Below are 24,919 nucleotides of genomic sequence, written 5' to 3' on the forward strand. Positions count from 1 at the left end.
AATCATGACACTGAGGACCGGGAACGGGCGACCCCTCTGCGCCGAAGGAACCAAGAAAAAGGAGAAACTATGTCATCCAACAAGCGCTTGACCCTGAACAACGGCGTCGAGATGCCTGCCCTGGGCTTCGGCGTCTTCCAGACGCCGCCCGCCGAGACCGCCGAGGCCGTGAGCGCGGCGCTGTCCACCGGATACCGGCTCATCGACACGGCGGCCGCCTACGGCAACGAACGCGGTGTGGGTGATGCGATCCAGGCAGCCGGTGTTGCGCGCGACGAGGTCTTCATTGAATCGAAGGTGTGGATCAGTGACTACGGCTACGACCAGACCCTGCACGCGTTCGACAAAAGCGCCCGCAAGCTCGGAGTCGAGGTCATCGATCTGTTCCTCTTGCACCAGCCCCTGCCGGGCGAGTTCGCCAAAACTGTTGACGCGTACCGGGCGCTGGAGAAGCTGCTCGCCGATGGCAAGGTCCGGGCGATCGGCGTGAGCAACTTCATGCGCCCGCACCTCGAGGCCCTGCTCTCCGAGGCCACGGTGGTTCCCGCGGTCAACCAGATTGAGGTGCACCCCTACTTCACGCAGGCGGAGCTGCAGGCGTTCGGGGCCGAGCATGGAATCCTCACCCAGGCCTGGTCCCCCATCGGCGGCATCACCTCCTACCGCGGAGGGGAAACAACGAGCACCTTCGAAGACCCGGAAATCCTGGCGATCGCTGAAGCCCACGGCAAGACCGCCGCGCAGGTCATGCTGCGCTGGCACCTCCAAGAGGGCCGCGCTGCCATCCCCAAGTCCGTGAAGCCGGCCCGCATCGCCGAGAACTTCGACGTGTTCGACTTCGAACTGACCGCTGATCAGCTAGCCCGGATCGACGCGCTCAACACCGGTGTGCGCGGCGGGCCCGAACCCGAAGCCATCACCCTGGAGTCCTTCGGACGGGACATCCCCGAAGAATGAGCTACACAACCCCTCGCACTGTTCTCGTCGTCGGCTCCACCGGCAGCATCGGAACTCCGACAATCCGCGAAGCACTCGCCCAGGGCTTCCAGGTGCGGGCGCTCATCCGCGACGCCGGACGAGCGGCGCACATCCCCGCCGGCGCCGAACCTGTCGTGGGAGACCTGACCCGGGCGGAGACCCTCGCCGATGCCGTCGACGGCGTGGACGCGGTGATCTTCACCCACGGCTCCCACGGCGGCCGCGGCCAGGCCGAGATCGTCGACTACGGCGCCGTGCGCAACACCCTCCTCGCCCTCGACGGGCGGCCTGCCCGGCTCGCGCTCATGACCGCGGTGGGCACGACCGATCGGGCGACCGAGGGTCACGACTGGAAGCGCAGGGCCGAGCGTCTGGTCCGCGCCTCCGGTAACCCCTACACGATCGTCCGTCCAGGCTGGTTCGACTACAACGCACCCGATGAGCGGTGCATCGTCATGCGGCAAGGTGACACGCAGAGCACGGCCTCACCCGCCGACGGCGTCATCGCCCGCGACCAGATCGCCCGCGTGCTCGTCGACAGCCTCCGCAGCGACGCAGCCGACCACAAAACCCTGGAACTCGTCGCCGGGAAAGGCGCCGCGCAGGAAGACCTCACCGCCACCTTCGCCGCACTCGAACGCGATGACGGACCGGACGGCGCCCTGGACAAAGACAACATGCCTCTCGCCGCCGAACCTGTCCCCGTAGTCGACGACCTGGACCAGATCCGCAACTGAAACCACGGATAACGGCCCGAGAAGCCAGTGAAGAAGCTACTCGTGCCATCATCGGCAGCGCTCTGGGGGCGACGTCCCTGATCGTCGCCCGCTTCACTTCAGCCATGCAGATCCTCATCGGTACCGGCAGGGGTGAGTTCAAAGAGAATGCCGACGTAAAGCGCGAGGGGCGTTGAAACGGGGCCGGCGGTCGAAAGCAACAGCAACCGGCAGGAGACTTTGCGTTCTGGCGGACTTCGCTCCAGCCCTTAAGGCGCGAGGTCCCGGGCAGGCAGTTGAGGCCTTCGACCCTGGAGGGCACGATAGGGAACCCCCGCTCCGCATTGTCGCTGACTACTGGGCTCGTCGTCGTTAGGCTTCGAGCGCCCGCCGGATGAACTCTTCCCGTGCGGCGAGTGATGCCAGCGAGATGGCCCGTAGGCCCACAGGCCCGGGGTGTTCTGTGCAGGTGGAGGAGAAACTCCGCCACCTCCGCTCAATGCTCCATGCCACCAACGCTAGCGGCACCGCTGTTCGGAGGGAGGAACTGCCAGCAACAGATCCCATCACACTCCTACTCCAGTGCATTATGTGCTGGAATGGGCGCATGGGTCCTGGTTCCGTGCTTGCAGACGATGAGCAGGACGACTACCACGGTCCCGTCAGCTCCCCCGGACGGGAGCCGGCCGGACCTGTCGATGCGGTTCGGAAGATTCTGGACCCACCAGCGGAGTCCGTGCTGGCTGTCCTCCGCTGGGACGGCGTCCGAAAATAGCCTCGAATTAGCGTCGGCCGCAGGGATACATGCGAAGGAGAGACGAACATGGGTACTTGGTTCATCACGGGGGCATCGAGTGGTCTGGGAGCTGCGCTGGCGCGGGCTGTCCTCGACCACGGCGATAACGCGGCGATCAGCGCCCGCAACGCCGACCATGTGCAGGACCTGGCTGACGCGTATCCAGACACTGCGTTGGCGGTGCAGCTGGACGTCACAGACCACGGACAGGTGGTCGCAGCGGTCAACGCCGCCACGGACCGGTTCGGCGCCGTCGACGTGCTGGTCAACAACGCCGGGCACGGGTACCGGGCCGCGGTCGAGGAAGCATCTGTGGACGAGGTGGACGGGCTGTTCGCGACGAACTTTTTCGGCCCGGTGGAGCTGATCAAGCAGGTGTTGCCGCAGATGCGTCAGCGCCGCTCGGGCACCATCGTGAACGTCTCCTCGATCGGCGCGCCCCGCTCGAACCCCGCATCCGGTTACTACACCGCGACGAAGGCCGCCCTTGAAGGCATGTCCGACGCGTTGAACCGTGAGGTCGCGCCGCTCGGAATCCGGGTAATCGTGGTAGAGCCGGGCGCGTTTCGCACCGACTTCTCCGGCCGCTCCCTGATGCAGTCGCGCACGGCGATCGATGACTACGCCGACACCGCGGGGAAGCGCCGCAAGGAGAACGACGAAACCCACGGCACCCAGCCGGGCGACCCCGACCGGGCGGCGCAGGTGATCATCGCCACCGTCGAAGGCGAGCGGGCCCCGTTCCGTCTGCTGCTCGGAACCGACGCGGTCCGGATCGTCCGCGACGAGCTGCGGGGGCGCATCGAAGAGATCGACGCGTGGGCGCACGTCAGCGTCACCACTGACTTTCCCTCCGAGGAGGCCCACGCATGACGACGTGGCTCATCACCGGGGCATCCAGCGGGTTGGGCCGCGCCCTCGCTGAACACGTTCTCGCCGCCGGGCATCAGGTCGTCGCGACCGTGAGGAAGACGTCCGCACTCGACGACCTCGCAGCGGCATACCCGGACACAGCGATGATCGCAGCGCTTGACGTCACCGACTCGTTTTCTATTGATGCCGCCGTCACGACAGCCGAGGAGCGCTTCGGCGGCATCGACGTGCTGGTGAATAACGCCGGCTATGGGTACACCGCAGCCGTCGAGGAAGGCGAGGACGAGGCCGTGGCCCGGTTGTTCGCCACGAACTTCTTCGGCCCGGTCGAGATGATCAAGGCGACTCTGCCCGGCATGCGGCGCCGCGGGAAGGGCCTGATCGTGAACATCTCATCCGTGGGCGTACGGATCACCATCCCCGGTGGCGGATACTACTCGGCTGCCAAAGCCGCGCTGGAGGGACTGTCCGGATCGCTCCGCAAGGAGGTTGAACCGTTAGGGCTGCGTGTCATGGTCGTCGAGCCGGGATCGTTCCGCACCGGCTTCCGCGGACGCTCCGCCGACCGGTCCGCCGTCCGGATCGACGCGTACGACCAAGTGCTCGGACGGACCGGAAACTCCGCGCCTAGCCCGCAGCGTGGCGCACCGGACCAGGCGGCGGCGGCAATCCTGCACGCAGCAGAAGACGTCAAACCGCCGAAGCTGCTCGTCCTCGGCAGCGATGCTCTCGACGGCTTCCGGGCAGCCGCCGCTGACGCCGCCCGAGATGTCGATCGATTCGAACAGCTCAGCCGCAGCACGGACACGACAGCGTGAGCGCCAGCCCTCCAACCTGACGGACCGTCGTCGAGCCTGTCTCCCGCGGGACATTGATCTGACCGGTCCGCTCTTGGTCGGCACGGTCTTCGTGGGGTCCCGCTGCGGGAGTTTCCGCTTCCGTCTGGACACCTTGTGTTTGCCATCGGCCCGTCTCCGCACCGGGGGGTGCCTCTACGGTTTTCGTCAAGTGCCCGAAGGTGTTCGCGGTTCGTAGAAGGTGCCGTCTCTGGGCATGGCGTAGAGGGTGTCGCGGCGGCTGGCTAGGGCGATGAGCCCCGGTCCGCCGCCGCTAGCGCCAGCAGTGAGATACCTCTGAGGAATCGCACGTACCTTACCGACGAGCGAACCAGTCGTGGGAGACCTGACCCGTGTGGAGACACTCACCGGGGCCGTGAACCATGTGGATGCGGTGATCTTCACACACGGCTCCCACGGCGGACACGGTCAGGCCGAGGCCGTCGACTACGGCGCCGTGCGGAACACCCTCCTCGCCCTCAACGGACGGTCCGCCCGGCTCGCGCTCATCAGTAGCGTGCTGTCCTCCTTCCGCGGCCTTAATAAGGTTGACACCGTAATCATTACGGGAACGCTGAAGGAAGTCTGCTGTGAGTCCACGGCTCGAAGCGCTTACATGAACGATTTCAAAGTCGCGTTCGTTTCGGATGCCACCGGAGCCCGCTCGGAGTCTCCAGAATGCCACGCTGGAGGCGGGCGAGGAAAGCACGGCCGAGAGCGCCGTCGGCCATGTACTGCGCCGCCAACTCGTAGGATCCAGAACCGTTGAAATACGCGCAAAGACCTTCATGACGGGAAAGTCCAATTGTCACGTCGAGCGGAGCCAGACGAATCCGAATTTGGAAACTCTCCAAGCGATCGCGCAGACCTTTGAGGTGCACGTAACCCCAGATACTGAGGATGCACGTCGGATCGATCCTGCACGCGTCTCCTGAGAGGGTCCTGCGAGCACACGATCTCACCAGATCCGCGGCCAGCACGGTGACAGATACGCGGACCTGTCACAGGACCCGGCCCTCGCGTTCGGCGAAGGGCTCTCCTACACCAGCGTGGAGTACAGCGGGCTGCGGCTCCTTGAGGAGAAGATATCGGCCGACGACGTGCTTTGCGCAGAGATCACGGTGCAGAACACAGAGAAGCGGCCCGTTCGCGAAACAGTGCAGGCCTACATCAGCGACCGCGTGACCTCCGCCAGCTGAACCGACCAGGAGCTCAAGGCCTTTCAACAGGTAGAGCTTGCCCCCCGGGAGAGCGCCCGGCTCGCGTTCGCAATCCCCGCGCGAGAGCTTTCCATCGTAGACGCCCAAGGCAGCCGCGTGGTCGAAGCAGGCGAATTCGAACTGCGCGTAGGCGCGTCCAGCCGTGCCGAGGCCCAGCTGCTGGTGGTCTTCAGCGTCATCTAAAGTCCCCTGCAGCTGAGAGGAACGCCAGTCCATGGCCTCGGAATATCCCATATGAATTCCTGTTGATAGCACTGCCGCAGGCGCACATCCCAACCCGGATTATGCTGACGCGGGCACACCGGCCCGTGGAGACGTCCCGTTCGTGCTGAGTGTGGCGTCCGCTACACAATCACGACGTTTGCACTCGGCCGGGAATGGCGGACGGAGTCTGTGGGATGACCGATACCTGAAGCAGTCATGAACCGGTCCTACTTGCTGGCTGTACGCGGTTGCCTCCTGCACGGACTTGCGACGGACATCAAGGCGGCCTTTCCGCACATGCGTGGCTTCTCCCGCCGAACCTGTTCTAGATGAACCTTTGCTGGCGAGTGGGACGTAGTCGTGATCGGTAACGCCGGTTGAGGCTGCCACGAGTGCAAAAGACGCGACCTCCTGTATCCGCTTCCACGGATTCACGTGTGCAGGGTTGAACTACACCCCATCCTGACGTGAAAGCCGCCTGACAAGGGAGGATTTGGCCTGTGGACGGAGTTCCTGCTTGTTCTCAAAGGCCCGCCCAGTCACGACATGTGACATAGCCACCCCATGTCCCAAACGGCCTTCATCGAGTCCAGATTCTTTGGACTATTTCGACAATTCTCGGGCTACCCACCCCGTTTCCTTCCCCTCCGAATGTCAGGGTGGGATCTGAGAACATCATGAGCCGCCGTCAATAAATCGGAATTTCGCGCTATTCTGACGCCGCCACACGAAGCGGCGGGAGGACCGAATCTCCATTACTGCGTTGCCGGCATGTGATTGGGGGTGTGATTTAGCCGTTGAAACTTACTGCTGTTCCATGGCACGATGAGAGCATGACAGCCGTTGCAGGAGCCCGTGGCGGGCTGAAAGCGCACCAGGATTCCGTTCGGCTTTCCGAGCCTGAATTGGTCAGGGACCTGCGGGACATCCTGGGGGCGAAGCTCGTTGCTTACATCGGGTCGGTTAAGGAAACCCGGGCGGTGCGTCAGTGGGCCGACGGTGAGCGGAAACCGTCAGCCGAGGTGATGACCCGGCTGCGTCATGCCTACCACGTCGCAGCTCTGTTGGCTGAGCGGGACTCCCGGTCCGTGGTCCAAGCCTGGTTCCAGGGAATGAACCCCCAACTGGACGATGTGCCGCCCGCGCGACTACTGCGCGAAGGCCAGGTCGACGACGCGGCACAGGCGGTCCTTGCCGCTGCCAGGGCATTCGCGGCAGCAGGCTGACGGGTGGGTTCGGAGCAACAACTGGCAACAGCCACTGCTGACACCCGGGTTTGGCGCATTGGTTTCCGCCCGGATCCTTGGGCGTGGAGTGGCTGGGAGTGGGCAACCGATGGCAGGTTCCCCGGCCGGTGGGATGACCTGCACGGAAACTTCCGGACCGTCTACGCCGGCTCCAGCCTGAGGGCATGCCTGCTCGAGGTTCTCGCCGCCTTCCGCCGTGACGCGAGGCTGGCCGTGGAGCTGGACGAGATCGTCGAGGATGACGAAGATGCGGTGCTGCACCCGACACTGGTTTCCGGGCAGGTGCCCCGGGAATGGCTTGACGCCCGCGCAGCGACGTCAGCCAAACTCACCGGCACGTACTGCGCCGTGACGGACTCCCGGTCGATCGCTGTCCTGCATCCGCACTTCATCGGAGTGGCTCTCAGCCTCGGGCTCTTGGACCTGGACGCCGCAGCCCTAAAAGATGCCCGGCCGCGCCGGTTGACCCAGGCAATCGCCGCTTGGCTCTACGAGACAACCGACCTCGACGGAGTTACCTTCGCGTCCCGCCATGGCGACGACCTGAAACTCTGGGCAATCTTCGAACGACCAGGCGACCCTTACGTCAGCCCGAAGCTAACTCACGCCAAGCCCGAGGAACTGCACCACGACAGCGATGCGATCAAGGACGCCTTCCGGATGCTCGGCCTGACCTGGGGGAGCGAATAGTCCGCTCCCCCGGCTCCTCGCCCTAGCTTGACGCAATCTCCATTATCGGCGGCCAAATAACGGGAGTAGAAGCAGCTGCGACAACTCCCGTCCTGCGACGAATCCGGCGTTTCCGCAGGTCAGCACGCCTTTGAAGCAAATGAACGTTCTTGTAGGTTGAGCCTGAGTTTGCCCTTGGATCGCTTGCCACTGCAGGTTTCCTGCATCCAATGCATGTTTCCATGGTTTAGGGGTCGTTGTGAGTGATGCCGTTCCGGGTTTCGTCCCGCGGATGCTGGTGGATCCGGACATTGGGCTGTTCCGGGCTGATGAACGGGTTTTCACGGCCATGCTCGAGGGCTGGCGGGCGCAGATGTTGGCTCGTGGCCTCACGACGGAGACCATCAAGAAGCGTTGCCAGTTGCTGGAGCGTTTTCAGGGCTTCACGGGTGAATTTCCGTGGCGATGGGGTCCGGCCGACATCGAGGACTTCCTGGGCGATCTGCGCTCGGGCGAGAAGCCGATCAGCCTGAAGACGTTGCGCTCATACAGCAACGCTGTGGCGATGTTCTGCTCCTACCTGACCCATCCGGGCTATGGGTGGGGCGAGTTCTGCGAACGGACTTTCGGTGATATTCCGAGCCAGATCTGCTTCGAGTGGAACATGCCACGGCACACGACCGATGATGCCGTCCCGGCGAAGAAGCGCTCGTTCACCAAGGCGGAACTGCAGCGGCTGTTCGACTACATCGATGACCTCGTCGACCGGGAATACGCCGCCGGCAGTAAGCGCTGGCTGCCCCTGTTCCGCGACTCGGTGGCGTTCAAGGTCTGTTATGCCTACGGGCTTCGCCGGCGTGAAATGACCATGCTGGACCTGGAGGACTTCGGCCCGAATCCGCACGTCAGCGACTACGGCCGGTTCGGGGCAGTCCAGGTGCGGTTTGCCAAGGGCACTGCGGGCTCAGGACCCAGACGGCGCACCGTGTTGACCGTGCCGGAGTTCGACTGGGTGGTGGACCAGCTCAAGACCTGGACATCCGGCGGGATGCGGCAGCAGTTCCCGACAGCTGAACGGTCTTCGGCGCTGTGGCCGAGCGAGCGTGGCGCCCGCCGTTGCCGACTTCGTTCTGGAGCAAGTCGCGAACCACGCGGATAGTGCTCGCGTACCCTCGCTAACAACTCCCCGAACCGACGGTTACCCAAGGACATGCCTGGTCAGCGCCGTCCGCTTGCAGCCAAAGCACGCTGCAATCACTGGCAATCATGTCGACACGCCCGGATGCGACAGACGTTCCATGCTCATAAATCACCACTTCATCGGTGGGTGACAGACGGGCCCAGGCACGGATCGGCGTCAAGTCCGGAGGGTTCTGCTTAGCGTCAGTTTCCATCCAGGACGTGTAGGCGTGACCCAAGGGATTCCTTTTCCTTATCTGGTGACGTCGAGGCATGGCAATCCCTGATGGGAATCGGTGCCGCTATCCTGCGGAAGCTCACCGGCGCAAATCAATAGTGTGTTTTATGGCATTGAAGCCGGCCTGGAGAGCGTCGCCGAAGACCTCGTCCGGGTCAAGACGGCGCAATTCCTCGACCAGGCAGTCCTGCAGGGTGCGGCGGGGCAGGGAGATCCGGTGTGCGGGCTGGCCCGGCTGGGTCAGTTCCGCGACGGCGTTTCCGGGCCGGAACAGCCGAATCTCACCACAGGCCCGGGTGAGGCGGACGCCCCGGATCCCGGTCCCTGCGGGGTGCCCCACGATGGTGACAGGAACGTCCAGGGCGCTCTGCAGCCAAGTTGCCAGCAGGATCGTACTGGGTGAGTCGGTGGCGCCTTCGACGGCGATGGCCGAGACGGGGTCGGCGTCCATTTGGTCGAAGACCGCGGCGAGTTGCATGCGCCAGTTCGTCAGCCGGGTCCAGGCCAGGTCCGTGTCGCCGGCCTTGTAGGTGCGGCGGATGTTCTCCAGCGCCGCGGCCGGGTCTGCCTCGTTGGCGGAGTCGGTGATGCGGCGGTGCGCGATGCGTCCGATGGAGGTATTGCTGGCCCGTTCCGGGGCGCTGTCCGGCCACCAGGCTACGATCGGTGCGTCCGGGAGCAGCAGCGCGGCCACGAGGGATTCGCTTTCGTGGGCGAGCTGGCCGAAGCCGCGGAGCACGATCACTTCGGAGGCGCCGGCGTCCCCGCCGACGCGGATCTGGGCGTCGAGCCGATCCGGGGCTTCGGTGCCGGCGTCGGCGTCGGCGAGCACGATGATCCGGCAGGGGTGTTCGCGGCTGGCCTCGTTGGCGGCCTCGATGGCTTCTTCCTCGAGCCCGGACTTGGTGACCACCACGAGGGTGAGTACCCGGCCCAGGGCGATCACGCCGCCTTGTTCGCGCAGGGCCATGAGCTTCTTGGAAACGTTCGAGGTGGTGGTGTCCGGCAGGTCCACAATCATGGCCTTCTCCACGTTCGTCCGTCGCGGGCCAGCAACTCATCGGCACTGGCCGGGCCCCAGGAGCCGGGGGCGTAGGGCTGGGGTTGTTCGTCCAGGGAAGCCCAGTAGTCCTCGAACGGGTCAAGGATCTTCCAGGACAGCTCCACTTCCTCGTGCCGCGGGAACAGTGGCGGCTCGCCCAGGAGCACGTCCAGGATCAGCCGCTCGTACGCCTCCGGGGACGATTCGGTGAACGAGTGGCCGTAGCCGAAGTCCATGGTGACGTCGCGGACTTCCATCTGCGTGCCCGGGACCTTCGACCCGAAGCGGATGGTCACACCTTCATCGGGCTGGACCCGGATCACCACGGCGTTCTGGCCGAAGTCATCCTCCCCGTGGTCACGGAACAACAGGTTGGGTGCACGCTTGAATACCACCGCGATCTCAGTCACGCGCCGGCCCAGGCGCTTGCCCGCGCGGAGGTAGAACGGCACCCCGGACCAGCGGCGGGTGTGGATGTCCACCCGGATCGCCGCGAACGTTTCGGTGGTGGAATTGGCGGGGATGCCTTCTTCCTCCAGGTAGCCCTGGACCTGCTCGCCGCCCTGCCAGCCGCCGGTGAACTGGCCGCGTGCCGAGTGCGTGGACAGGTCCTCGGGGAGCTTGACGGCGGCGAGGACCTTTTCCTTCTCCGCGCGCAGGTCGTCGGCGTTGAAGGAGATGGGTTCCTCCATCGCGGTCAGCGCCAGCAGCTGGAGCAGGTGGTTCTGGATCACGTCGCGGGCCGCGCCCACGCCGTCGTAATAGCCTGCCCGGCCGCCGGTGCCGATGTCCTCGGCCATGGTGATCTGGACGTGGTCCACGTAGTTCGCGTTCCACAACGGCTCGAACAGCTGGTTCGCGAACCGCAGCGCCAGGATGTTCTGGACCGTTTCCTTGCCCAGGTAGTGGTCGATCCGGAACACCGCATCGGGGGGGAACACGGACTCCACGATGGCGTTCAGCTTCCGCGCCGACTCGAGGTCGTGACCGAAGGGCTTCTCGACGACCACCCGCCGCCACTGCCCGGACTTCGCCTGGGCGAGGCCGTGCTTGGACAGTTGCCGGCAGACCTGCTCGAAGGCCTTGGGCGGGATGGAGAGGTAGAAGCCGTGGTTGCCGCGCGTTCCGCGGCTCGCGTCGAGTTCATCGAGCACGTCGCCGAGGCGCTCGAAGGCGTCGTCGTCGTCGAACTCTCCCTGGACGAAGCGGATGCCGGAGGCGAGCTGTTCCCAGACGGCCTCGTCGAACTTGGTGCGCGCGTGGGCCTTGACGTTTTCCTTGACCTCGGCGGCGAAGTCCTCGTTGTCCCAGTCACGCCGGCCGAAGCCCACCAGCGCGAAGCTGGGCGGGAGCAGGCCGCGGTTGGCAAGGTCATACACGGCTGGCATGAGTTTCTTGCGGGCGAGGTCGCCGGTGACTCCGAAGAACACCAACGACGACGGCCCGGCAATGCGGTTCAGGCGCCGGTCCCGCGGATCCCGAAGGGGATTACGCAGCCCGGTCCTGACCTTCGGATCAACGTGGGTAGCAGTCATTGTTATGTCTGGCTTTCGACAATGGGGTGGGGTCGCCGACCGAAGGTCACGAGAGTATCTGCTCACGGGTCTCCCCAAAGGGGACCGCATCGCTGAGCGCGAGCGTGTACCGGAAAGGATCATGACGGGTGACCAGGATGCCGGCAAATTGTTGGGGCATTTGCCGGAGCGAGGCCTCTGCATCGTCGAGCAACTCGTAAAGACGAGCAGGATCGCTAACGTGGATTTCCACGTGCTCGGCAGTCTGACTACGCATGATGAACAGCTTCCTTCCCAGGGGTGTGGTTCCCCCAAGTGCCAAACGCTCATCCTTGAGCGTTTGATGAGCCTTCAAAGCTGTACTGCCCGCGGCGACGTTCTCCGCGGGCAGTACAGCCACCATCACTGGGGACGGTTAGACGATTGCAGCGCGGAGCTGCTTGGCTGCCAGTGCCGGGTCGGCTGCGCCGTAAATGGCGCCGCCGGCTACGGCGACATCGGCGCCGGCCTGCTGGACGGCCGCGATGGTGTCGAGCTTCACGCCGCCTGCAACGGAGAACGGAACGCGGGCTTCTGCACCGGCGCGGAGCAGACCGTTCAGGTCGAAGCCGGGCTTTGCCTGCTCGTCCAGTCCGGCGTGCATCTCAACGAACTTGGCGCCCAGGGCGCGGGCTTCCTTGGCACGGGTTACCTTGTCTGCGACGCCGATGAGGTCAACGACGATGCCCTTGTTGTGGGCCTTGGCAGCCTTGACGGCACCGGCGATGGTGGAGTCGTCGGCGGTACCGAGCACGGTCATCAGGTCGGCACCGGCCTTGAAAGCGATGTCGGCTTCGAGTTCTCCGGCGTCCATGGTCTTCATGTCAGCGAAGACGATCTTGTCCGGGTGGGCGTTCTTGACGGCCGTGACCGCGGAGAGGCCGGCAGCCTTGATCAAGGGGGTTCCGAGCTCGATGATGTCAACGAACTCGGCGACCTGAGCGGCCAGTTCGAGGGCGGCTTCAGTGGTCAGGACGTCCATAGCAACTTGGAGTTTCATGGTGTTGTTTTCCTTCTGTTAGGAACTGCGGTGGGTGTGGAACATTCTCGGTTGCTTATTCGAGGTTTGCGTGCCTCAGCCAGAGCTGTTCGGCCGGTACGTCGGTGTTGTCCCAGAGGGTCTGGAACACGGATTCTGTGGCGAGGAACAGGACCTGTTCGAATAGGCTTCCTGAGTACTGGCGGGAAAGATTGGATCCATGGTCGGTCTTTTGCGCTGCAGGAATGATGACCAGTTCATCGGACAGCGCTGCGAGCGGTGATTCTGGGTTCGTGGTGAATGCAGCGATCCGCGCTCCCGCCCGGGATGCGGTCTCAGCTGCCTTGACCACTCCGGGCGTGGTTCCGGAACCGGAGGCAACCATGAGCAGGTCGCCGGAACTGATTGCGGGTGTGGTGGTGTCTCCGGCGACGTGAACCGTATGGCCCAGGTGCATCAACCTCATTGCTGCCATTCGAAGGACCAGGCCGCTCCGCCCGGCTCCGGCGGCGAAGATTCTGTCTGCCGGTCCGATACTGGCAGCCAACAATGCCAATTGCTTCTGGTCTATCCCGGCGGCTGTTGCAGCGATCTCGTCGCGTATGAGGGACAGGTTACGGGTCAAGGAATTTGCTGTCTTATCTGACGTCGTTGGGCTGGTCATTCGCGAGTCCTTCCGGGCTGTGTCTGCGGTCTGTTCGTTTGTCCTTCCCGCGGGTTTCCTTCCGTGAGCGCTTCTCGTGCGGTCAGACTTCTACGAGATAGCTCGTGAACCCGCCGTCGCCACTGGCCGCCCCTGAGATCGCTTCATTGATCTCGTCCAAGGGCCAGCTCTTGGGCTGGAGTACGGAGATGTCGAGCGCTCCGCTGCCCAACATTCCGGCCAGTTCCATTGCCTCGGCCGAGGTAAACCAGACGGAACCCAGCAGTTCCATCTGTTCGTCCATCCACCACTTCACATCGACGCTGAGGTCGCCGGCCGTTCCGCCGATGTTGATGATGCGCCCGCCCCGCCTCACCCCGTGCATTGCGTCCTTGAGCGAGTCGAGCGAGGCGACGGCGCCGAGGGTATCAGCCATCAGGTCTGCCCCGCCGCCGTCTGTCAGGGACTTTACCCAGGTCTCGGTGCTTCCTTCACTGTTCGAAAATGTCTCGATTCGTTCCGGCGCGAGTTGTTTCAGCCGCTCCAGCAACGGCAGCCCTCTGGCGACGGCGAAGATGCGCGAGACACCCAGGGCCAGGGCAATGAGCGTGACTCCGACGCCGAGCGTTCCGGTTGCACCGTTAATGATCAGCGATTTTCCGGCCAGCGGGCCCATCTTCTTGACTGCCGCATAAGACGTGCCGAGGTAACCCATCCTGGTGGCCTGCCGGAACTCGATGTTGTCCGGGAGCTTCACGAGTGCGCTTTGTGGGGCACGCATATATTCACAGAAGCCACCGTGGGGATGGTTCTTGAACATTTCGAGGCTCTTGGCGTTGTAGCCGAAATAGCCGTTCAAAGTCCAGTAGTCGCACCGCTGAGGGGTTCCCGAAGCGCAGGCGTGACACGCGCCGCAGGAGCGGCCGGGATTGACATAGACACGGTCGCCGGGCTCGACGTTGACCACGAGCTCGCCGACCTCATGGACGACGCCCACCGGGTCGAGCCCGAAGATTGCCGGCCGCGGGGGAAGTGGCATCTGGGGATACCACGTCTCCCAGTTCGCCAGAACGTTGGCAAGGTTAGGCACCATGCCACAGCCCTTCACCTCAACCACTACATCGGTGCCGGCGGCCCGCGGCCGCTCGACGTTCTCGATCAACATTTTTTCGCCGACGGTGTGCAGCCGCGCGGCACGCATTGAATTGTCCATCTGTTCCTCTTCTCGAACCAGCAAGTAACTGTTTAGTCTTCGGGGGCTACGGTCACCCGCATGCCCTGAAGGCCGGCGTCGAACGTCAGCTGGCAGGACAGCCGTGAATGTTCTTCGAGGAAGTCGGAGGAGTCGAGGAGGTCCTCTTCGTCCCGTGACTTCGCAGGAAGTTCGACGCCGGCCGGAAGGTCTTCGATGTAGACGTGGCAGGTGGCGCAGGAGAGTGCTCCTCCGCAGATGGCCTGCAGCTCATCTATTCCACCGTTGCGGATGCTTTGCATCAGGGAGATGCCGGGCCGGCCCTCCACCTCGTGGGTTACGGAATCCCGGGTAGTGACGGTAAATTGCATGATTACTCCTCTTCTTTGAGTAGGAAATGCCGCAGCGCGGCACTCAGATCGCCGCAGCGACCTCTTTGAGTGGTGTTTGTGCGTCGGCCAAGATTGCCGCGTCGACATGTGCGCCTGTTTCGACAAGCCGGCGCCCCTGCATGTAGTCCCGGGTCGCGTTAATGCAATCCATGGCAATGACCGCGCCCCGCTTCAGGTAAATCAGCGAAAAGCTGCGGCTCTCCGGGTCGCCGCGAAGGACCGTTTGGTCGTAGCCCAGGCTGAGTCCGATGGTCTTGAGCCGAAGGTCGTACTGGTTCGACCAGAACCACGGGACCATGTTCAGCGCCTCGGCCTGGCCGCTGATCGCCTTTGCCGCCGTTTGCGCCTGTTCGATAGCGTTCTGCCGCGATTCAATGCGGATGCCCGGCCCCTCCCGCAAGACCGCGCAATCGCCAACGCAGTAGACATCGGGGAGACTCGTGCGGCAATGGTCGTCAATCAAGACGCCGGTGGAACCCGCCGTTGCCTCCGCTCCTGCGGTCAGGAGCGGTTGAATCGCAGGGATGATCCCGATCCCTACAATCACCTGGTCCGCGTCGATGACGGTTCCATCGGTGAGCCGTACCCCGGTCACCTCGCCATCGTGGCCGAGGATTTCGGCGACGCCCGTACCGAGATGAACCGACACCCCGCGGTCCCGGTGCTCGTTTTCGTAGAACCGGGACACCGGTTCGGCGGCGACCCTGGCCAGAAAACGATCCAGGGCCTCGATGATGGCCACTTCCTTGCCCAGTTCCCGGAGCACGGCTGCTGCTTCGAGTCCGATGAACCCGCCGCCGATCACGGCGATGCGGCGGCTCTGTGGCAAGGCCGACATAAGCCTGTCGCAGTCAGCCATGTCGCGGATCGCGTGGATGCCGTTGAGGTCGTGTCCGGGGCAGTCGAGCCGGCGGGGGCTGCCGCCGGCGGCCCAGACCAGCGAGCCGTAGCCCACCATGGTTCCGTCGTCGCAGGTGACCGTTTTGTTGTCAGTGTCAACACCCACCACATGCACGCTGAGGCGGAGGTCGACGTCGTGTTCGGCCCAGTATTCTGTGGGGCGCAGCAGAAGCTGGTCGAGGCTTTTTTTGCCGGCGAGGTATTCCTTGGACAGGGCCGGACGTTCGTAGGGGTGCACGGCCTCATTTCCGAGGAGTCCGATGCTGCCCGCGAAGCCCGTTGCGCGCAGGGTGATGGCAGCCTCGGCTCCGGCATGTCCGCCGCCAACGATCAGGCAGTCGAAGTGTTCGTGAGTCATGTCTGTTCTCCGCCTATCAGTACGAAAATGATTTTTGCGGTGCGGGTGCCCTTGTTCCGCCATGCGTGCCGCGTTCCGCACTGGACTACGATGTCTCCCGTGCGCAGATGGGTTGTGTGCCCATCGTCGAGTTCGAGCCAGATTTCACCGTCAAGGACTATGCCGTAGTCAACGGTCTCGGTGGTGTGCATCCCGGGTACGTCTGCCTCGAAGCGCTCCGCCAGGCCCGGGATGAATTCCCGCTGTTCGGCATCGGCGGCCCCCGGATCAAACTCGGGGTGCGCGAATCCGGAGTCCGGAGGAAATGCCACGATCATGAGGCGGGTCTCGCCGGGCTTCGGAAGGACATGCATGCGCGGCGGCGCCGCTTCGGCGCTGTGCTGAGGCAGGCTCGGGGGTGCCCCGGTCGAGTACACAACAGAGGTCATCATGCCCGGGATGGCAGTGTAGTGGTGTGCGTTCGGGACGGGACCGTCACTGACAACGGCGGATTTCCCGTCCCTGAATCCGGTCACCACGCGGCGCGGGACAGTGGACGCGTCCGGCTTATTCATGTACGAGTCCTTTCCGGGTGAGGCGCGCCCGCATGTCGTTGACGTCAAGACTCAGGTGGCCGGCTGCATACAGTTTTCGTTTCTCTTCTTCCATCGCTGCGCGTCCGCGGGCGTTCTCAAGCACCGCGCCCGCCGTGCCCTGGGGCACCAGGCAGATGCCGTCGTCGTCCGCGACGATCACGTCCCCCGGGGTGACCAGGACGTCACCGCAGATGATGGGAACCTGGACGTTGGCGAGCGTTTCCTTCACCGTTCCCTGGGCGCTGACTGCTTTGCTCCAGACGGGGAAGCCCATGGCACGCAGCTGGGCTACGTCGCGCACACCGGCGTCGATGATGATCCCGCGGATCCCCCGGGCCATCGCGGAGGTGGCCAGGAGGTCACCGAAATACCCGTCGTCGCAGGGCGAGGTCGGGGAAACCACCAAGATGTCCCCCGGCTGTGCCTGTTCCAGGGCCACATGGATCATCCAGTTGTCACCCGGAGCTACTTCGCAGGTCAACGCCGGACCGGCGATGGTCATCCCCGACTGGCGCGGGCGCAGCCGACGGTTCATGAGTCCGGTCCGGGCCTGCGCCTCGTGGGCCGTCGCCACGTCGAGCGAGGCGAAGCCTTCACAGATCGCGGCGTTAGTCCGGGCGATCCCGGTCACTACTCTTGCCATGGCCAATTCCTTAACTTGTGGCCGGCGGGGCGGCGGAAACAGCCGACACAAAGCTCGGGTCAACGGTGGAAGCCGCAGCAGCGACGTGTTCCGGCGTGAGCAGGCCCACGCGCAGCATCAGGTCCGTGGTGGCCGCGAGGGCTGCCGACGGGACCTGCAAATTGCTGGGCCACATGCCCATCTCCCGCGTGTAGGCGAGCCCCTTGGCCGCCAGTTCCTGGTCGTCGGGAGTTGTGAGCCGCTGGTAGATGGGCAGTGTGACCGCATCATTGGACGGATCGTTGACGAAGTCATGAGCCTCGGCCAATGCCGCCACCAGCTTCTCGACCGTCTCCCGGTTCTGGGAAAGCCAGCCCGCATTGCCGATGACCGCGGCAAAAACAACCTCAGGGATTACGTCGTTTGTTTCACCAATGCAGCCGTACCCCTGGCGTTCAGCCAGGAAATTCCATGGCGCGGGCTGCGGCGCGGCGTCAATCTCGCCGTTCTGAAGGGCGGTCCACCTGGCCGTGTGCACTCCGGCAAGGACAAAGTCGTAGTCGTCAGGGTAGGACAGCCCTTCCTGCTGCAGCATCATCTGGGTGTAGATGGCGGTTCCCTCGGTCAGGGAGGACGTGCCGATCCGCTTACCACGCAGCTGAGCAATGGTGGTGACGCCCGGGCGGGCGACCAGCGACATCGGCAGGCGAACCGAGTTGGCTCCGACGATGCGCAGGTCCCCGCCGGATACGAAGTCGGCAATTGCACCCTCCGGCGGCGTAATGGCCAGATCGGCCGAGCCGTCGCGTACCGCTGAGGTTGCCTTATCGACGGAGCCGAGCTTCAGGTAAGTGATCTTCAGCCCGTTCCGCTCGAAGATGCCCTGCTCTTCGGCAACAAAGACCGGAAGCCAGTTGAAACCCTGGGCGCCGCCGGCGAAGCGGACCTCTGTCAGTGCTGTTGTCATGGTGGGAACTCCTATGTCCTGGACGCTGAGCGCGGGCTCAGCGTCCTTGTGCTGTGAGAATTGAGTCGAGCCGCGGGTAAACCCGCCGGGCGTTGCCTTCCAGCACCGCGTGGCGCGTTTGCCGGTCCAGGCCGAGTGCGTCGACGTACCGTCTGGTGTCGTCGAAGCTGTGGCCGGTTTCGGGGTCCACGGCGCGCACGGCGCCCAGAAGCTCCGAGCCGAAGAGGATATTCTTCGGCTCGACCACCGTGAACAGGATGTCGATTCCGGCCTGGTGATACACGCAGGTGTCGAAGTACAGGTTTTGCATCAGATGCTCGGTCAACGGCGGTTTGCCCAGCATCATCGACAGTCCCCGGTAGCGGCCCCAGTGGTACGGGGCCGCGCCGCCGCCGTGAGGGATGATGAGGCGCAGCTTGGGATGGCGTTCGAAGAGGTCACCTTCGATCAGCTGCATAAAAACGGCGGTGTCGGCCGCCAGGTAGTAGGCCCCGGTGGTGTGCATGGCACGTTCGCAGGATCCTGAGACGTGAATCATCGCAGGGACGTCGAGCCTGGTCATGGCCCCCCACAGCGGGTCCCACCACGCGTCGTACAGGGGCGGGGCGGACCAGTGCCCGCCCGAAGGATCCGGATTGAGGTTGCAGCCGATGAAACCATTGGCCACACAACGCTCCAGTTCGGCGATGACCGGGCCAAGGTCGCCGTCGACGGTCTGGGGAAGCTGGCAGACGGCAGCGAAGTTCTGCGGGAAGAGCTCACAGATCCGCTGGATGGTGTCGTTGGACAGGCGGGCCCATTCCTCGGCGCATTCCAGCCCAGGGACGTGATGGCCCATTCCCGACGCACGGGGAGAGAGGATGGTGAAGTCCGATCCCCGCTCCCGCTGAAGCCGGAGCTGGTTGGTGGTGATGATCTCTCTGAGTTGGGTGTCCGGGATCCCCGCATAGGCCGGCCGCTGCTCCGAATGGCCTTCGGCGAAGGCCACCTGCGCCTTCCGGAAAGCGTGGAATTCCGGCGGTTCGGTGGTGAAATGACCGTGCCCGTCGATAACCAGCGTGTTCATGCGTTCCATGTGGCGGGCAGGTCCGATACGCCGCGGAACCGCCAGCCCTTGAAGGTCATTTCGCGGCTGTGGTCCTGCCGAAGGCCGGGGAGCTGCCGGAAAGCCTCTTCGAGTGCGATTTCACCCATGGCGCGAGACAGGGCATGACCCGAGCAAAAGTGCGGGCGGAACCCAAAGGTCAGGTTTGGCCGCTTTTTCCGGAACATGTTGAAGCGGTCGGGTTCCTCAAAACGGGCCTCATCCCGGTTCGCTGACGCCATGACTATGGCTACGGAGGCACCGGCGGGGATAACGCTGCCGGCGATCTCAAAATCCTCTGCGGCAACGCGCGGCGTTACGCCAATGGGTGCGATCCACCGCAGGCCCTCGTCAAAGGCCCGCAGCGCGTGTTCCTTCGGATCCGCCACCATGGCCTGCGTCTGATCAGGGTCGAGCAGCAGGCCCGCCGCGGCGTTGGCTGCCGCGTGGCCGGGCTCCTGCAGGCCGCCAAGGATGATGACCTTCATGGTGGGCATGATCTCTTCGGCGCTGCGAACCTTCCCTGCCGGCATCCCGCCATGCATCACATGGCTCATCAGGGTGTTGTTGGGCTTCGCCAGGGACCGCTCATAGAGTTCGCCCATCTGGGTGTCGATGTCTGCAAGGGCCCGGTCGAGGCGAGTCCAGACTGCTGGGTCATTGTTCACATTCTGGAGGCCCGCGCTCATCGCTTGGAACCATTCGACCAGCGTCTCGTTCGGCGTATCGGTCAGGCCGATAACGTTTCCCACGCAACGAACGGAGATGGGCTCGAACAGGTCTGCCGTGAGGTTTCCTGCGCCGCGCGGTTTCAGGTCCTCGAGGTACTGCTTAACCACCGGCCGGGTCAGTGCGTCAACAAAACGCCGCACGGATTCCTGCGTCAGGTTCTCATCAATCGCCTGCCGGAGCCTCGTGTGCTCTTCCCCGCTCATGCTCAGCACGTTCGGCATGCCCATGACGCGTGCCTCCGGCCGATCGGGGCTGCTGGATGGGCCGAATACGCGATCGTTGGATCCGACGGTGCGGCAGTCGTCGTAGCGGGTGATGAAGTATTCCTTGGTGCCTTCGAAGAAGGCCACCGGTTCTTCCTGGCGCAGCCTCGCGTAGACCGGATAGGGATCGCGGTACAGGTTGTCGCCTGTTAGTTCTGTCGACATGTCTCCTCCATTGCAGCTTTGTCATGTCCTTGGGGTGTGGAATACACGCTCAGATTCGAACTGAAATTCGCTTGAGCATTCAGATACCAAAGAGTATCCCGCTGCAACTTCTTCGTCAATGGGCGCGATTCGATACCGGGCCGCCTTGATGGAACAGTAGGATACCGCTTAGTATTGAAATACCACACGGTATTTTTGTCATTACTGAAGCAACAGTTGGCGGTGTACCTATCGGGCTTGCCCTCCTGGGAAGTTCCACCTACATCAGCACGTCCCGATCCGTTGGGATGCTCCGGTCTTTCGAAGGAGAGAGAATGAACGACATCACCGCGGACCTGCCCACTATTCCGGAGCAGATGATCCATGACTTAGCTGCTGTCGTCGGCGAGGATTCGGTCCACATCGAGCGCGAAAGGGTCGACGAGTTCAAGGACCCCTACGGTTTCCCTGGAGACGAGACATTTGCCGCCTCGGCGGTGGTGCAGCCGACCTCCACGGAGCAGGTCCAGGCAATCCTGCGCATCGCCAACCGCTTCGAAATTCCCGTGTGGCCGCACAGCCAGGGTCGAAACGTTGGCCACGGCGGCCCGTCGCCGCGCGTCCGCGGCTCCATTCAGATCGGCTTCCAAAAGATGAACCGCATTCTGGAGATCAACGATGAACTTGCCTACGCCGTGGTGGAACCCGGCGTCCGCTGGTTCGACCTCTACGACGCGGTAAAGGCGGCAGGCTTCAGCCTGATGACCCCCTGCCCCGACCTTGGCTGGGGTTCGGTCATTGGCAACTCCATGGACAGCGGCCACACCTACCAGTTCTACGGCTCCGACTACATGTTTCCCACCGGATTCGAGGTGGTGCTTCCCGACGGGGAACTCCTCCGAACCGGTGCAGGCGCGGTCCCGGAGAGCAAGGCTTGGCACCTCTACAAGCGAAGCCTCGGCCCATCCCTTGATCCCCTGTTCGTCCAGTCCAACCTCGGCATCGTCACGAGGATGGGCGTCTGGCTCAAGCGCCTGCCCGAAGCCTACGCACCCCTCATGCTCACGATCGGTGAGGATGAGGACCTCGAACGTGCAATCGACACGCTCCGGGAATTGCGGCTCGCCGGGCATCTGGAAGGCGTCCCCACGCTGTATTCCACCCTTCGGGCATCGGTGATGCTCCGCGATGAACCCGGCGCCGCCCCCGGCCTTCTTACGGCTGCCCAGGTCCGCGAGATCGGGGAACGGGCCGGGGTCGGTGCCTGGGCTGCGAGGGCGGCGGTCTGGGGCGATGCAGAAATCGTCCAGATCCGACTCAAGCGCATCAACGACGCCTGGTCGAGGATCCCCAGCGGGACAGTCGTCGCCCCTCGAACCTATGCCCCAGACGAGTACCACCAAATCGTCTACTCCGCGGATCAAATCATGGCCGGCATCCCGACGATGAAAGCCGTCGAAGGCATGCCTGCTCATGTCGCCCATGTGGACTTCTCCCCCATCGTCCCAATGCAGGGCACCGAAGTACGATCTGTCACCGACGAAATCCGCAGGCACCTCAAGGCCGGAGGATTGAACTTCTCGGCCGCCGTCATGTTCACCAGCGAACGTTCCGGCGTGGTGCTCTCGGGTGTTCGCTACGACAAAACAGACTCCGCAGCGGTGCGGAACGCCTTCGACGTCGTGAAGAAGATGGTTTCCGAACTTGGAAAGCGTGGCTATGGAGTCTGCCGGCCACATCTGGAGTTCATGGACCTCGCGGCCGCGCAATACTCTTTCAATGACCACGCCTACAAGCGCATAGTCGAGAAGATCAAGGATGCCATTGATCCCAAGGGCATCCTTTCGCCCGGCCGACACGGCATCTGGCCGGCAGCATACCGGGATGGGGGTGCCCGCAGTGACCGAGTGTAGGAACAAAGGACGACCAAGCCCACCGGGGAGCAGGCAGCCATGCATCTGGGAGAGCGGCTCCATCCGCTTGCTGGCGGAGCATGAGGCAATATTTTCAAAGACTGTTGAGTATCTCAATACCCGCATGCATACTATTGTTGATGGACCCGGTTGCAGCCGCAGCTGGGTCGTCGCCCCGAAAACATCCCCGGGCGGCAGGTATTCGTGGGTGAATTGAAGCCTGAGGGGCATTGATGGCACGGCTTACGCGAGAACAGAGTCAGGCACTTACACGGGAGAAGCTTCTCAAATCCGCTGGCGACGTCGTCGCGCGCTACAGCTATGACGGTGCTTCCGTCGAGCGGATTGCTGAAGAAGCAGGATTCTCGAAAGGGGCGTTCTACTCGAATTTCTCGTCCAAAGAGGACATCCTGCAACAACTGCTTGAAGGGCACGCTGGCAGCGACGTTAAGGATTTGGCTCGCCTACTTCAGGACGTCCAAAATCCTGGCGACGTCATAGAAACGGTCGCTCAATGGAGTGATGCGAGAGCAGCAGAACAGAAGTGGGGCCTAATCGCCATCGAAATGCTCCGCCGAGCGCAGCGCGACGGAACGTTGAGCGACGACCAGCGGAGGCTTTTCGCCAGCCAATGGGAGGAAGTTGGAGAACTGCTCCGCGGCAAGCTCTTCCCGGATGGTGAACCTGGAATCAGCGCTCTCGACCTCGGGGGTATCGTGCTCGAACTTACCTACGGCGGCATCGCGATCTTTCTCCAGGTACGCACATCAGGACAAATGTTGCGACACGTGCTCTCATCCCTCCAAGTCTCGGGCAGGGTGGCACACGCCGGGTAATGGCCGGCCCAGGAGGCAATAGGCCTCAGGTGCCAGTGGAGCAAATACAAGTCCGCCGTTGAGTCTGATTCCCTCGGAAGGATGGAACCCCTTGCTTTTCCTCACGCGACGGATCGGCATCTTGAGGTCCCATTTCGCCGGTGACGTGGATTCTAAGGGACATTATCCCTTTCAGGGCGCGCCTGCCCCGTCGGATTGTGACTTTCGAGGATTGGGAACCTGGCGGGCATGAACCTACCAGTCCCTTCAAAACCAATACCAGGCAGTCGATCGATCCTTCCCGAGGACATCATTGGGATTAGTGCTCGGACGCTAAGGACACACTCTGGCCATTCGGACAGTGCGCCAGGTCGGAGAACAAACCCTCTGGCGACCGAACACTTGTCCATCGTCCAGTCGCAGGTCGGCGCCAGGGCAGCCATCATTGGCGGCGGGGGCCTTGTGTATCGACCCTGCGCTCTCGCCCAAGGGCATGGTCTCAATGATTGCGGCCTAGCACCGCGTCGCGCGCAAGCCGTGGGCCGTCAACACAAAGAAATGGATAGCAATGACCGAAAGCAAGGTCCGCCTCGGCGTGATCGGAACGACCTGGTATGCGGAGACGCACCTCCGTAACATCCAAAGCCATCCGGGTGCTGAGCTCGTGGCGATTACGGGAAGGGACCGCAACAAGGCGACTGAGGTTGCCGGCCGGTACAACATTCCCTTGGTCTACACCGACTACCGGGACATGATTGACGGGGGAAACATCGACGCCATCGTCATTGTCGCCCCCGATGAGATGCATCTGCCCATCACCATGGATGCGCTCGATGCGGGATTGCATGTACTGTGCGAGAAGCCGCTTGCGACCACCGCAGCCGACGCACGTGCGATGTACGAGCGGGCTGAGTCCACCGGGCAGAAGCACATGAGTTTCTTCGCGCTTCGCACGTCTGTGCACCATCGTTACCTGCGAACCCTTATTGAAGACGGTTACCTCGGACAGGTGTATTCGGCGCAGTTCAGCCTTGCCCACGGGTTCTTCCGTGGGGATGACTACCAATGGCGTTTTGACTCCGCGCGCGGAACTGGAGCGCTTGGCGATTTGGGATGCTACGTGATCGATCAGGCCAGATGGTACATCGGGGATATCGCACGGGTGAGCGCAAACCTTCGCAACACCATCGCCCGGTCGCATCCGGAGGGTAACGCTTACCGCCCGGCGAACGATGCGGCGATACTCGGAGTCGAGTTCCGAAACGGGGCACAGGCAACGATGTCGACCAACGTGGTCGCCTACCAGGCCGACCGCATGCAGACCAACACGGTGGTGTTGCAGGGCGAAGGAGGCACACTCGAACTCCAGCACACGTTCGCGGGTGCGGTGTTGCGGGGAGCGCGGGCGGGCGACAACAAATTTCGCACACTTGAGATACCGGTTGACTGGTGGGAGGGCGTCGATCCAAACGACCCGGGGACGGTCGGCCAGGTACATTCGGTCGGCGATCGGGCCTTCATCGACGCGATCATTAACGACGAAACCATCCTGCCCAGCTTTTATGACGGCTGGAAAGTCCAGCAGGTCATCGAAGCCGCCTTCGACGCCAACACTAAGGGCTCTTGGGAGTGTGTACCGGGGGACGGAACATGATCCGCTTGGCTATGCTCAGCTTCTGGCACTTGCACGGCGAGGACTACGCCCGCGCGGCGCAGGAACACCCGGAAACCGACATTGTCGCCGTCTGGGATGAGGATCCGGTACGTGGTCGTGCGGAGGCGCTGCGCT

The 24,919-nt window shown here is 63.3% G+C and carries 26 protein-coding genes; 12 read left to right on the top strand and 14 right to left on the bottom strand.

Features of this window, described 5'->3' with window-relative positions; genetic code table 11:
• Nucleotides 1–69 precede the first annotated feature (69 nt).
• From KNN17_RS13750 to KNN17_RS22695, 6 genes are all read left to right on the top strand, one after another.
• Complete coding sequence (locus tag KNN17_RS13750; protein WP_241709598.1) at nucleotides 70–957, top strand: aldo/keto reductase; 888 nt, start codon at nucleotides 70–72, stop codon at nucleotides 955–957.
• Nucleotides 954–1,715 (top strand): SDR family oxidoreductase, encoded by a 762-nt coding sequence (locus KNN17_RS13755; protein WP_241709599.1) that lies wholly within the window; start codon nucleotides 954–956, stop codon nucleotides 1,713–1,715. The genes KNN17_RS13750 and KNN17_RS13755 overlap by 4 nt, the downstream gene beginning before the upstream one ends.
• Nucleotides 1,716–2,301: 586 nt before the next feature.
• Nucleotides 2,302–2,469 carry a hypothetical protein gene (locus tag KNN17_RS13760; RefSeq protein WP_241709600.1) on the top strand — a complete coding sequence of 56 codons (168 nt, stop codon included), beginning with the start codon at nucleotides 2,302–2,304 and terminating at the stop codon, nucleotides 2,467–2,469.
• A 48-nt stretch (nucleotides 2,470–2,517) separates the two neighbouring features.
• Nucleotides 2,518–3,363 carry an oxidoreductase gene (locus tag KNN17_RS13765; RefSeq protein WP_241709601.1) on the top strand — a complete coding sequence of 282 codons (846 nt, stop codon included), beginning with the start codon at nucleotides 2,518–2,520 and terminating at the stop codon, nucleotides 3,361–3,363.
• Nucleotides 3,360–4,181 (top strand): oxidoreductase, encoded by an 822-nt coding sequence (locus KNN17_RS13770; RefSeq protein WP_241709602.1) that lies wholly within the window; start codon nucleotides 3,360–3,362, stop codon nucleotides 4,179–4,181. The genes KNN17_RS13765 and KNN17_RS13770 overlap by 4 nt, the downstream gene beginning before the upstream one ends.
• Nucleotides 4,182–4,716: 535 nt before the next feature.
• Nucleotides 4,717–4,968, top strand: coding sequence for an isochorismatase family protein (locus KNN17_RS22695; protein WP_372489684.1), 252 nt, complete (start codon nucleotides 4,717–4,719; stop codon nucleotides 4,966–4,968).
• 232 nt (nucleotides 4,969–5,200) lie between these two features.
• On the opposite strand, the gene KNN17_RS22765 is transcribed toward KNN17_RS22695, so the two are convergent.
• On the bottom strand, nucleotides 5,201–5,653 hold the full coding sequence (locus tag KNN17_RS22765; protein WP_443627612.1) for a hypothetical protein: 453 nt from the start codon (nucleotides 5,651–5,653) through the stop codon (nucleotides 5,201–5,203).
• Between the two features lie 803 nt (nucleotides 5,654–6,456).
• On the opposite strand from KNN17_RS22765, the gene KNN17_RS13780 reads away from it, so the two are divergent.
• From KNN17_RS13780 to KNN17_RS13790, 3 genes are all read left to right on the top strand, one after another.
• Nucleotides 6,457–6,849 carry a hypothetical protein gene (locus KNN17_RS13780; protein WP_241709603.1) on the top strand — a complete coding sequence of 131 codons (393 nt, stop codon included), beginning with the start codon at nucleotides 6,457–6,459 and terminating at the stop codon, nucleotides 6,847–6,849.
• Between the two features lie 3 nt (nucleotides 6,850–6,852).
• Nucleotides 6,853–7,560, top strand: coding sequence for an RES domain-containing protein (locus KNN17_RS13785; RefSeq protein ID WP_241709604.1), 708 nt, complete (start codon nucleotides 6,853–6,855; stop codon nucleotides 7,558–7,560).
• Between the two features lie 238 nt (nucleotides 7,561–7,798).
• Complete coding sequence (locus tag KNN17_RS13790) at nucleotides 7,799–8,698, top strand: hypothetical protein (protein WP_241709605.1); 900 nt, start codon at nucleotides 7,799–7,801, stop codon at nucleotides 8,696–8,698.
• Nucleotides 8,699–9,035: 337 nt separating this feature from the next.
• Here the strand turns inward: KNN17_RS13790 and KNN17_RS13795 are convergent, their stop codons facing one another.
• From KNN17_RS13795 to KNN17_RS13855, 13 genes are all read right to left on the bottom strand, one after another.
• Nucleotides 9,036–9,977, bottom strand: coding sequence for a glucose-6-phosphate dehydrogenase assembly protein OpcA (locus tag KNN17_RS13795; RefSeq protein WP_241709606.1), 942 nt, complete (start codon nucleotides 9,975–9,977; stop codon nucleotides 9,036–9,038).
• Nucleotides 9,974–11,533, bottom strand: coding sequence for a glucose-6-phosphate dehydrogenase (gene zwf, locus KNN17_RS13800; RefSeq protein ID WP_241709607.1), 1,560 nt, complete (start codon nucleotides 11,531–11,533; stop codon nucleotides 9,974–9,976). Before zwf ends, KNN17_RS13795 begins: the two co-directional genes overlap by 4 nt.
• A 46-nt stretch (nucleotides 11,534–11,579) precedes the next feature.
• Complete coding sequence (locus KNN17_RS13805; protein WP_241709608.1) at nucleotides 11,580–11,789, bottom strand: hypothetical protein; 210 nt, start codon at nucleotides 11,787–11,789, stop codon at nucleotides 11,580–11,582.
• A gap of 138 nt (nucleotides 11,790–11,927) precedes the next feature.
• On the bottom strand, nucleotides 11,928–12,551 hold the full coding sequence (hxlA, locus tag KNN17_RS13810; RefSeq protein ID WP_241709609.1) for a 3-hexulose-6-phosphate synthase: 624 nt from the start codon (nucleotides 12,549–12,551) through the stop codon (nucleotides 11,928–11,930).
• A 55-nt stretch (nucleotides 12,552–12,606) separates the two neighbouring features.
• Complete coding sequence (gene hxlB / locus KNN17_RS13815) at nucleotides 12,607–13,194, bottom strand: 6-phospho-3-hexuloisomerase (RefSeq protein ID WP_241709610.1); 588 nt, start codon at nucleotides 13,192–13,194, stop codon at nucleotides 12,607–12,609.
• 82 nt (nucleotides 13,195–13,276) lie between these two features.
• Nucleotides 13,277–14,386 carry an alcohol dehydrogenase catalytic domain-containing protein gene (locus KNN17_RS13820; protein WP_241709611.1) on the bottom strand — a complete coding sequence of 370 codons (1,110 nt, stop codon included), beginning with the start codon at nucleotides 14,384–14,386 and terminating at the stop codon, nucleotides 13,277–13,279.
• A 32-nt stretch (nucleotides 14,387–14,418) separates the two neighbouring features.
• Complete coding sequence (locus KNN17_RS13825; protein ID WP_241709612.1) at nucleotides 14,419–14,736, bottom strand: 2Fe-2S iron-sulfur cluster-binding protein; 318 nt, start codon at nucleotides 14,734–14,736, stop codon at nucleotides 14,419–14,421.
• A gap of 43 nt (nucleotides 14,737–14,779) precedes the next feature.
• The gene (locus KNN17_RS13830; RefSeq protein ID WP_241709613.1) at nucleotides 14,780–16,015 is read right to left on the bottom strand and encodes an NAD(P)/FAD-dependent oxidoreductase; all 1,236 of its coding nucleotides are present in this window, start codon (nucleotides 16,013–16,015) and stop codon (nucleotides 14,780–14,782) included.
• Nucleotides 16,012–16,569 carry a cupin domain-containing protein gene (locus KNN17_RS13835; RefSeq protein WP_241709614.1) on the bottom strand — a complete coding sequence of 186 codons (558 nt, stop codon included), beginning with the start codon at nucleotides 16,567–16,569 and terminating at the stop codon, nucleotides 16,012–16,014. The genes KNN17_RS13830 and KNN17_RS13835 overlap by 4 nt, the downstream gene beginning before the upstream one ends.
• The gene (locus tag KNN17_RS13840; protein ID WP_241709615.1) at nucleotides 16,562–17,233 is read right to left on the bottom strand and encodes a 4-carboxy-4-hydroxy-2-oxoadipate aldolase/oxaloacetate decarboxylase; all 672 of its coding nucleotides are present in this window, start codon (nucleotides 17,231–17,233) and stop codon (nucleotides 16,562–16,564) included. Before KNN17_RS13840 ends, KNN17_RS13835 begins: the two co-directional genes overlap by 8 nt.
• 10 nt (nucleotides 17,234–17,243) lie before the next feature.
• Entirely contained in the window at nucleotides 17,244–18,179 is a 936-nt protein-coding gene (locus KNN17_RS13845) for an ABC transporter substrate-binding protein (protein WP_241709616.1), read from the bottom strand.
• A 37-nt stretch (nucleotides 18,180–18,216) separates the two neighbouring features.
• A complete protein-coding gene (locus KNN17_RS13850; protein ID WP_241709617.1) occupies nucleotides 18,217–19,245 on the bottom strand; it encodes an amidohydrolase family protein in 1,029 nt (342 codons plus the stop codon).
• Nucleotides 19,242–20,423, bottom strand: a complete 1,182-nt coding sequence (locus KNN17_RS13855) for a cytochrome P450 (protein ID WP_241709618.1) — start codon at nucleotides 20,421–20,423, stop codon at nucleotides 19,242–19,244. The genes KNN17_RS13850 and KNN17_RS13855 overlap by 4 nt, the downstream gene beginning before the upstream one ends.
• Before the next feature lie 314 nt (nucleotides 20,424–20,737).
• Here KNN17_RS13855 and KNN17_RS13860 point away from each other — a divergent pair, with 314 nt between their 5' ends.
• From KNN17_RS13860 to KNN17_RS13870, 3 genes are all read left to right on the top strand, one after another.
• Nucleotides 20,738–22,315 carry an FAD-binding oxidoreductase gene (locus KNN17_RS13860; protein ID WP_241709619.1) on the top strand — a complete coding sequence of 526 codons (1,578 nt, stop codon included), beginning with the start codon at nucleotides 20,738–20,740 and terminating at the stop codon, nucleotides 22,313–22,315.
• A gap of 233 nt (nucleotides 22,316–22,548) precedes the next feature.
• Complete coding sequence (locus KNN17_RS13865; RefSeq protein WP_241709620.1) at nucleotides 22,549–23,151, top strand: TetR/AcrR family transcriptional regulator; 603 nt, start codon at nucleotides 22,549–22,551, stop codon at nucleotides 23,149–23,151.
• A gap of 547 nt (nucleotides 23,152–23,698) precedes the next feature.
• Nucleotides 23,699–24,784: a Gfo/Idh/MocA family protein gene (locus tag KNN17_RS13870; protein ID WP_241709621.1), complete on the top strand. Its 1,086-nt coding sequence runs from the start codon at nucleotides 23,699–23,701 to the stop codon at nucleotides 24,782–24,784.
• Nucleotides 24,785–24,919: the final 135 nt, after the last annotated feature.

This window comes from Arthrobacter bambusae, assembly GCF_022606295.1.
Lineage (GTDB): Bacteria > Actinomycetota > Actinomycetes > Actinomycetales > Micrococcaceae > Arthrobacter > Arthrobacter bambusae_A.

Coding starts and splice junctions, on each gene's coding strand:
- KNN17_RS13750 (WP_241709598.1), top strand. CDS start 70: ATGTCATCCAACAAGCGCTTGACCCTGAACAACGGCGTCGAGATGCCT.
- KNN17_RS13755 (WP_241709599.1), top strand. CDS start 954: ATGAGCTACACAACCCCTCGCACTGTTCTCGTCGTCGGCTCCACCGGC.
- KNN17_RS13760 (WP_241709600.1), top strand. CDS start 2,302: ATGGGTCCTGGTTCCGTGCTTGCAGACGATGAGCAGGACGACTACCAC.
- KNN17_RS13765 (WP_241709601.1), top strand. CDS start 2,518: ATGGGTACTTGGTTCATCACGGGGGCATCGAGTGGTCTGGGAGCTGCG.
- KNN17_RS13770 (WP_241709602.1), top strand. CDS start 3,360: ATGACGACGTGGCTCATCACCGGGGCATCCAGCGGGTTGGGCCGCGCC.
- KNN17_RS22765 (WP_443627612.1), bottom strand. CDS start 5,653: ATGGGATATTCCGAGGCCATGGACTGGCGTTCCTCTCAGCTGCAGGGG.
- KNN17_RS13780 (WP_241709603.1), top strand. CDS start 6,457: ATGACAGCCGTTGCAGGAGCCCGTGGCGGGCTGAAAGCGCACCAGGAT.
- KNN17_RS13795 (WP_241709606.1), bottom strand. CDS start 9,977: ATGATTGTGGACCTGCCGGACACCACCACCTCGAACGTTTCCAAGAAG.
- zwf (WP_241709607.1), bottom strand. CDS start 11,533: ATGACTGCTACCCACGTTGATCCGAAGGTCAGGACCGGGCTGCGTAAT.
- KNN17_RS13805 (WP_241709608.1), bottom strand. CDS start 11,789: ATGCGTAGTCAGACTGCCGAGCACGTGGAAATCCACGTTAGCGATCCT.
- hxlA (WP_241709609.1), bottom strand. CDS start 12,551: ATGAAACTCCAAGTTGCTATGGACGTCCTGACCACTGAAGCCGCCCTC.
- hxlB (WP_241709610.1), bottom strand. CDS start 13,194: ATGACCAGCCCAACGACGTCAGATAAGACAGCAAATTCCTTGACCCGT.
- KNN17_RS13820 (WP_241709611.1), bottom strand. CDS start 14,386: ATGGACAATTCAATGCGTGCCGCGCGGCTGCACACCGTCGGCGAAAAA.
- KNN17_RS13825 (WP_241709612.1), bottom strand. CDS start 14,736: ATGCAATTTACCGTCACTACCCGGGATTCCGTAACCCACGAGGTGGAG.
- KNN17_RS13830 (WP_241709613.1), bottom strand. CDS start 16,015: ATGACTCACGAACACTTCGACTGCCTGATCGTTGGCGGCGGACATGCC.
- KNN17_RS13835 (WP_241709614.1), bottom strand. CDS start 16,569: ATGAATAAGCCGGACGCGTCCACTGTCCCGCGCCGCGTGGTGACCGGA.
- KNN17_RS13840 (WP_241709615.1), bottom strand. CDS start 17,233: ATGGCAAGAGTAGTGACCGGGATCGCCCGGACTAACGCCGCGATCTGT.
- KNN17_RS13845 (WP_241709616.1), bottom strand. CDS start 18,179: ATGACAACAGCACTGACAGAGGTCCGCTTCGCCGGCGGCGCCCAGGGT.
- KNN17_RS13850 (WP_241709617.1), bottom strand. CDS start 19,245: ATGAACACGCTGGTTATCGACGGGCACGGTCATTTCACCACCGAACCG.
- KNN17_RS13855 (WP_241709618.1), bottom strand. CDS start 20,423: ATGTCGACAGAACTAACAGGCGACAACCTGTACCGCGATCCCTATCCG.
- KNN17_RS13860 (WP_241709619.1), top strand. CDS start 20,738: ATGAACGACATCACCGCGGACCTGCCCACTATTCCGGAGCAGATGATC.
- KNN17_RS13865 (WP_241709620.1), top strand. CDS start 22,549: ATGGCACGGCTTACGCGAGAACAGAGTCAGGCACTTACACGGGAGAAG.
- KNN17_RS13870 (WP_241709621.1), top strand. CDS start 23,699: ATGACCGAAAGCAAGGTCCGCCTCGGCGTGATCGGAACGACCTGGTAT.